Source organism: Jatrophihabitans sp., from assembly GCF_046262535.1.
Taxonomy (GTDB): Bacteria; Actinomycetota; Actinomycetes; order Mycobacteriales; family Jatrophihabitantaceae; genus Jatrophihabitans.
This window is the reverse complement of the sequence record NZ_JBHEMO010000044.1, coordinates 1-6,604: the sequence shown is the minus strand read 5'-3', so window position 1 is coordinate 6,604 and position 6,604 is coordinate 1. Positions and strand designations below refer to the sequence as shown.

The following is a 6,604-nucleotide window of genomic DNA, read 5'->3' as shown; positions in this document are numbered from 1 at the left end:
GGCTGGTCGCCCAATGCCGTCCGCCGTCACCCGAGTTCGAGACGATCACGTCCGGCGTCGTCTCGTTCACTGGCCCGACGAAGCGGAAGCCCAGCGTGGCGTAGTACGCGTGGCCGTCGGCGTCGAAGGCGACGGACGGGTCGCCGGGTGGCCTGGTAGGCCGAATTGGCGTTGAGTGGGTATTCGGCCCAGGTCCGGCCGGCGTCGAACGAGACGTGCGCGCGTGACAGCAGCGTCTCGGACACGTGGGATCCGGGGTTCACGGCCAACTGGCAGTCGTTCACGCCGCCGATGATGTTGTTGTGGTTCACCGGGTTCACGGCGATCGAGGTCTCGTTGTGCGGGTTGTTCGGCTCGCACGACGTGTTCGCGTTGGCCGCGGTCGACGTCGACGTCGAACAGATTGCCCTGCCGATGTTGGCACCGGGGCTGCTGCCGAACACGCCTCCCGACACCGGCGACTCCATCCCGTTGTGCAGGAAGTCGATCGGTTGCTGCAGGTCCCCGTCGTCGGCGAGAGCGGGGACGGTCGTCACGAAAGAGGCCGCGGGGACCGTTGTGAGGATGATGGTGAGTCGCCGGGATCGCCGGCTCGGTGAGACCGCCATTGACTGGAACCTCCCACGAAGACCCGCATGACTGGTTTCATGCGACTGTCCCTGCCCCCCAGCGGGATATAGATCGCGCCGCCCGCTCTGGCCACGCACCGCGGCGGACGGGCTCACGGTTCGGTGTGGGCTCCGCTGACATAGTCCTTCAGCAGCGGGATGAGCCGGGTGCGGCGCGGAACCGCGCCGACCTGTCGCACCGCTCGGGCCACCGCCGGGCCGGCGGCGTGCACGATCGACAGGTGCCGCTGCGCCCGGGTGAGCGCGGTGTAGACGAGCGGCCGTGACATGAGCCGGCCCGCCTCGGGCGGCAGCACCACGACCACTGCCGGGAACTCCGAGCCCTGAGCGCGGTGCACCGTGATCGCCCAGCCGTGCAACAGGTCGGCCAGCGCCTTGCCCTTCACCTCGGCCGGTCCGGACGCGAACTCGACGGTCACCGCCCCTTCGGGCCCGATCTCGGCGACCACGCCCACCTCGCCGTTCGCGTAGCCGAACGGTTCGGCCTCGAGGTGGTTGGCCGTCGCCACCACCCGGTCACCCGGATCGAAGCGACGCTTGCCCGAACCGGGATTGATCTTCTCCTTCAACGCCTTGTTCAGCGCCTGCGTCCCGGCCGGACCGCGGTGTACCGGCGTCACGACCTGGACCAGGTCGGGCGGGATGGCCAAGGCCCGGGGGATCGAGTCGGTGACCAGCTGTACCACCCGGTGCGCCGCATCGCCTGAGCCGCGGGCCGGCACGATGACGACCTCGTGCGTGGGGTCGTCGACCGCGGGAAGTTCGCCCTCACGGACCGCGGTCGCCAGGCGGGCGATGGTGCCACCTTCGGCCTGCCGGTACAGGGTGGTGAGCTCGGTTACCGGCACCGTCCCGGAGTCGATCAGGTCGCCCAGCACCCGTCCCGGCCCGATGGACGGAAGCTGCGCGGCGTCGCCCACGAACAGCAGGTGCGTGCCGTCCCCGCACGCGGTGAGCAGGGCGTCGGCCAGCTCGACGTCGAGCATGGACGCCTCGTCCACCACCACGACGTCCTGGTCGACCGGCCACTCCTCGTTGCGGGCGAAGCCGCCGTCGAAGGTGACGCCGTCGCCCGATTGCCGAGCTTGCGCACCGAGCAGACGGTGCAGCGTGGAGGCGGGGGAGTCGCACAGTTCCTCGAGCCGCTTGGCCGCCCGACCGGTGGGCGCGGCCAGCGCCACCGAGTGGCCGGCGGCCTCGGCGAGGCTCACCAGCGTGGCGACGGTTCGGCTCTTGCCGGTCCCCGGTCCGCCGGTGAGCACCGTGACGCCTCCCTGCAGCGCAGCGGCTACGGCCGCCCGCTGCGTCTCGTCCAGCGAGGCGGTCTTGCGTTTGGACACGGCAAACGGCTCCGCGGTGGCCACGAGCCGGGCGATGCCCTGCGCGATCCCGTCCTCGGCCTCGGCGTAGCGAGACAGGCCGACCTGCTCGTCGTCGGCCTCGATCACCGCGGCCGACTCGACCGCTGCGTCGATCGCCGTCTCGACATCCCCGACGCCGAACTCCAGCAAGGCCTGCGCCACATCGGTGCGCGCCGAAACCGTGTGCCCGTCGCGCGCCTGACCGGCCAGCACCCAGCCGACCAGCGCGCGCGCCCGCCGGGGGTCGTCCCGGGTCACTCCGGGCAGCGCCGCCCGCGCCACCCGGTCGGCGTCGGCCGGCGTCACGCCGTTGACGGCCAGCAGGCGCCACGGGTCGTCGCGCAACAACCGCGGAGCCGGTGGGCCCAGCTGGTCGACCAACCGGCCGGCGATCCGCGCGTCCACCCCGGCCGGCACGACCAACGAGGCCACCTCATAGGCCGGCGCCGCGGCGATCCACGCCGACAGCAACCGGCCGGCCCGCATGGGACCGACCTTGGGCAGTCCGGCCAGACTCGCCGTCGTCACGTCCTCCGGGCGCCGGATGCCCGCGTCCGCGAGCTCGGCGGCGAGGCGCTTGCCCAGCCCAGGCCACAGCCCGGCGTCGCAGAACGCCGTGAAGATCGGGTCGGACGGCGTCAGCGCACGTCCTCGGGGTAACCGATCACCGGCGCCGACACGTCGTCGAGCGCGTCGATGATCTCGCGCGGGAGCTCGAGCGCCTCGCTGGCCAGGGCGCCGGTCAGCTGGCCGAGCGTGCGGGCGCCGAGGATGGGTGCCACCACGCCCGGTCGGTCGCGCAGCCAGGCCAGGGCGACGGCGACCGGGGACGTCGCGAGACCCTCCGCTGCGGTCGCTACAGCTTCGACGATGCCGGCCGCGGAGTCGGCGGCGACGAGATCGGGGCGGTGTCCCGCGACGGCTCGGGAGTCGGACGGGGTGCCGCCGCGGTACTTCCCGGTGAGCACTCCGCCGCCAAGGGGCGACCAGGGAAAGACGCCGACACCGAGCGCGGCGCAGGCCGGCACGACCTCGCGTTCGATCCCGCGGTCGACGAGGGAGTACCGCACCTGGTTCGCAACGATCGGCGCGCGGCCCGGGACCGCTTGCTGCCAGGTCGCCGCGCGGCCGATCCGCCAACCGCTGTAGTTCGAGACGCCCGCGTAGCGGACCTTCCCCGACGACACCGCGTGGTCGAGCGCGCCGAGCGTTTCTTCGAAGGGGACGGTGTCGTCGATGTAGTGGACGTACCAGAGGTCGAGGTAATCGGTGCCGAGCTTGCGCAGCGACTCGTCCAGCCGGCGCAGCAGCTCGCCCCGCGACGCGTCGACGACCTGGCTCTCGAGCGTGCGGGTGATCCCGGCCTTGCTGGCGATGATCAGATCGACCCGCGGTACAACGTCGGCGAGGAGCTGACCCAGGATCGACTCCGACTCGCCGTAGCCGTACGACGCCGCCGTGTCGACCAGCGTCCCGCCGGCATCGTGGAAGGCAACCAGCTGCGCAGCGGCCTCGTCGGCGTCGGTCTCCACACCCCACGTCATGGTCCCGAGGCCGAGGTGCGAGACCTTCAAGCCGCTGCGCCCGGCAGTGCGTTGCTTCACCGTCGCAAAGTACCGGCTCGGCGGTCGGGGCCCGCCAACGGTGCTCGCTATGGTGGCGCCATGCGGCTCGGCCTGAACGTCGGTTACTGGGGTATCCGCGGAAACAGCGCAGACGACCTCGCCGTCGTCCTCGAAGCCGAGCGCCTCGGATTCTCCGTGGTCTGGGCGGCCGAGGCCTACGGTTCGGACGCCGTGACGGTGCTGTCGTGGCTCGCGGCGAAGACGTCGACGATCGATGTGGGCAGCGCCGTGCTGCAGATCCCGGCCCGGACGCCGACCATGACGGCGATGACCGCCGCCACGCTCGACACCCTGTCCGGCGGTCGCTTCCGGCTCGGCCTGGGCGTGTCCGGACCGCAGGTGTCCGAAGGATGGCACGGTGTGCGCTTCGCCAAACCTCTGGCCCGTACGCGGGAGTACGTCGACATCGTCAACCTCGCGCTGTCGCGCGAGCGGGTCCGCTACAGCGGCGAAACCTACCAACTGCCGCTACCCGACGGACCGGGCAAGGCCCTTCACCTGATGCTGCACCCGGTGCGCGAGCACATCCCGATCTATCTCGCCGCGATCGGCCCCAAGAACCTCCGGCTGGCCGGGGAGCTGGCCGACGGCTGGCAGCCGGTGTTCTTCGCGCCCGAGCACGCCGATCCCCAGGTCGAGGGCATCCGCGCCGGCCGGGCGAAGGTCGGCAAGGATCTCGCGGGCTTCGACATCTCGGCCACCGTTCCGCTCGTGGTCGGCGACGATCCCGAGAAGTGCGCCGGGCCGGTCCGGCCCTATTCGGCGCTCTACATCGGCGGGATGGGCAGCCGGGAGGAGAACTTCTACAACGCGCTGGCTGTGCGCATGGGATACGAGGAGGCGGCGGCAAGAGTGCAGGACCTGTACCTGGCCCGGAACTACGACGAGGCCGCCGCGACGGTGCCGTTCGAGTTCGTCGACAGCACGGCGTTGCTCGGGCCGGTGGAGCGGATCGCCGACCGGATGCGGGCCTACGCCGAGGCCGGAGTCACCACCATCAGCCTCGTCCCGTACGGGGACTCGCACGACGAGCGAATCGCGGGCCTGCGCACCGCCGCGGAAGCTCTCGACAAGTCGGGCGCCGGGGCATGAGCGACGCTTGCGGAGCGATGTGGTGTTGCGGCTCTGCATGCTCGAACGGAGTGAGGGCATGAGCCTGTTCCAAGCGATTGTCCTCGGCATCGTCCAGGGGCTGACGGAGTTCCTGCCCATCTCATCGACGGCGCACCTGCGCATCGTCCCGGCCCTGTTCGACTGGCACTTCAACTACCACGGGCACGCGCGGACCAACGATCCTGGCGCACGCTTCACCGCCATCGTCCAGCTCGGCACGACCGTGGCGATCGTCCTCTACTTCTGGCGCGAACTGCTGCACGTGACGATGGCCTGGTTCCGCGGCATCGTCGACAAGAGCGTGCGCACCACCCTCGAGTACAAGCTCGGCTGGTATCTCATCCTGGCGACCGTCCCGGTCGGCCTGTTCGGGCTCATCTTCAGTCACCAGATCGAGACCGGCGCCCGCAACCTCTGGGTCATCTCGGTCACGCTGATCGCGCTGGCCGGCGTGCTGTACGCCGCCGAGAAGGTCGGCCGGCGCGACCGCGACGAGGAGCAGATCGACAGGATGGACGCCGTGTACGTCGGCACCGCGCAGGCGCTGGCGCTCATACCCGGCGCATCCCGCTCGGGCACGACGATCACCGCCGGACTCTTCCGCGGGCTCACCCGTGAGGCCGCCGCCCGCTTCTCCTTCCTGCTCTCGATCCCGGCCGTCGTCCTGTCCGGCGGATACGAGGCGGTCAAGAAGAACACCGACGGCTCGCCGGGCGCCGGCCTGATCGGGGTCGCCGTGGTCTTCGCCTTCGTGGTCGGTCTGGCCTCGATCCACTGGCTGCTCCGGTGGCTGACCAAACACGGCACCTTCGTCTTCATCTACTACCGCGTCGCGCTGGGCGTGCTGCTGATCGTCCTGCTGTCCACCGGCGTCCTGCACGCGACCAAGTAGCGCTCGGGTGTCGACTCTGCTCCTGGTCCGGCACGGCCTGACGAAGATGACCGGTCCGGCCCTGGCCGGCCGCACCCCGGGCGTCCATCTCGACGAGCGCGGCGAGAAGCAGGCCGCCGCGGTGGCCGAGCGGATCGCCGTCCTGCCGCTGGCCGCGATCGTCACCAGCCCGTTGGAGCGCTGCGTCGAGACCGCCGAAGCCATCCAGGCGGCGCAACGGGCCGAACCGGACTGGCAGGTCGACGAGCGGCTGATCGAGTGCGGCTACGGCGACTGGACGGGCAAGGCGATCAAGGACCTGGCCAAGGACCCCCTCTGGAAGGTCGTGCAGAGCCAGCCGTCGGCCGTCCGCTTCCCTGGTGGCGAAGGTCTGGCCGAGATGGCGAGCCGGGCGGTCGCCGCGGTGCGCGACTGGGACGCGCGGCTCGGCCAGGACGCCGTCTGGGTCGCTTGCACGCACGGCGACATCATCAAGGCGGTCGTGGCCGATGCGCTCGGGCTGCACCTCGACCAGTACCAGCGCATCGTTCCCGATCCGTGCTCGGTGTCGGTGATCCGCTACACACCGACCCGCCCGTACGTGATCCGGGTCAACGACGTGGGCGGCGATCTGAGCGCATTCGTGCCCCCGAAACGCCGGCGGCGCCGATCTTCCGGCAACGACGCCACCGTTGGCGGTGGCGCAGGCGCAGGCAGCGTTTGAGCCGGTCGCAGATTGACTAGGCTCGAAAGCATCATGCGGCAGCTTTTCCTCTTCGAACGCCCGAGCCGGTTCATTGCCGGCACTGTCGGCACGCCCGGCGAGCGGGCGTTCTACCTGCAGGCGGTCGACGGGAACCGCATCGTCTCGGTCGCCCTGGAGAAGCAGCAGGTCGTGATCCTGGCCGACCGGCTCGAGCAGTTGCTGGATGAGATCGTCGCCCGCACTGGTACGGCGTTGCCGGCCAGCGACCTCGACAACGATGCGCTCGAGCTGCCCGTCGA

General features: G+C 70.7%; 7 protein-coding genes. 4 read left to right on the top strand and 3 right to left on the bottom strand.

The window, feature by feature from the left end; all coding sequences use genetic code 11:
- Positions 1-26: 26 nt before the first annotated feature.
- The 3 genes from ABR571_RS07170 to ABR571_RS07160 form a co-directional block, all read right to left on the bottom strand.
- Entirely contained in the window at positions 27-536 is a 510-nt protein-coding gene (locus tag ABR571_RS07170; protein WP_409452504.1) for a hypothetical protein, read from the bottom strand.
- A 185-nt stretch (positions 537-721) separates the two neighbouring features.
- Positions 722-2,518, bottom strand: a complete 1,797-nt coding sequence (locus ABR571_RS07165) for an AAA family ATPase (RefSeq protein WP_409452503.1) — start codon at positions 2,516-2,518, stop codon at positions 722-724.
- A 110-nt stretch (positions 2,519-2,628) separates the two neighbouring features.
- The gene (locus ABR571_RS07160; RefSeq protein WP_409452502.1) at positions 2,629-3,594 is read right to left on the bottom strand and encodes an aldo/keto reductase; all 966 of its coding nucleotides are present in this window, start codon (positions 3,592-3,594) and stop codon (positions 2,629-2,631) included.
- Between the two features lie 60 nt (positions 3,595-3,654).
- Between ABR571_RS07160 and ABR571_RS07155 the strand changes: the two genes are divergently transcribed.
- The 4 genes from ABR571_RS07155 to ABR571_RS07140 form a co-directional block, all read left to right on the top strand.
- On the top strand, positions 3,655-4,707 hold the full coding sequence (locus tag ABR571_RS07155) for an LLM class F420-dependent oxidoreductase (protein ID WP_409452501.1): 1,053 nt from the start codon (positions 3,655-3,657) through the stop codon (positions 4,705-4,707).
- Between the two features lie 58 nt (positions 4,708-4,765).
- On the top strand, positions 4,766-5,620 hold the full coding sequence (locus tag ABR571_RS07150) for an undecaprenyl-diphosphate phosphatase (RefSeq protein WP_409452500.1): 855 nt from the start codon (positions 4,766-4,768) through the stop codon (positions 5,618-5,620).
- A gap of 7 nt (positions 5,621-5,627) precedes the next feature.
- Complete coding sequence (locus tag ABR571_RS07145) at positions 5,628-6,323, top strand: histidine phosphatase family protein (RefSeq protein WP_409452499.1); 696 nt, start codon at positions 5,628-5,630, stop codon at positions 6,321-6,323.
- Between the two features lie 33 nt (positions 6,324-6,356).
- Positions 6,357-6,604: DUF3090 family protein (locus tag ABR571_RS07140; protein ID WP_409452498.1), on the top strand; the 248-nt coding region annotated here is incomplete at its 3' end.

Bases quoted from the DNA above. Each gene is read 5' to 3' on its own strand.
- ABR571_RS07155 (WP_409452501.1), top strand. From the start codon at position 3,655: ATGCGGCTCGGCCTGAACGTCGGTTACTGGGGTATCCGCGGAAACAGC.
- ABR571_RS07150 (WP_409452500.1), top strand. From the start codon at position 4,766: ATGAGCCTGTTCCAAGCGATTGTCCTCGGCATCGTCCAGGGGCTGACG.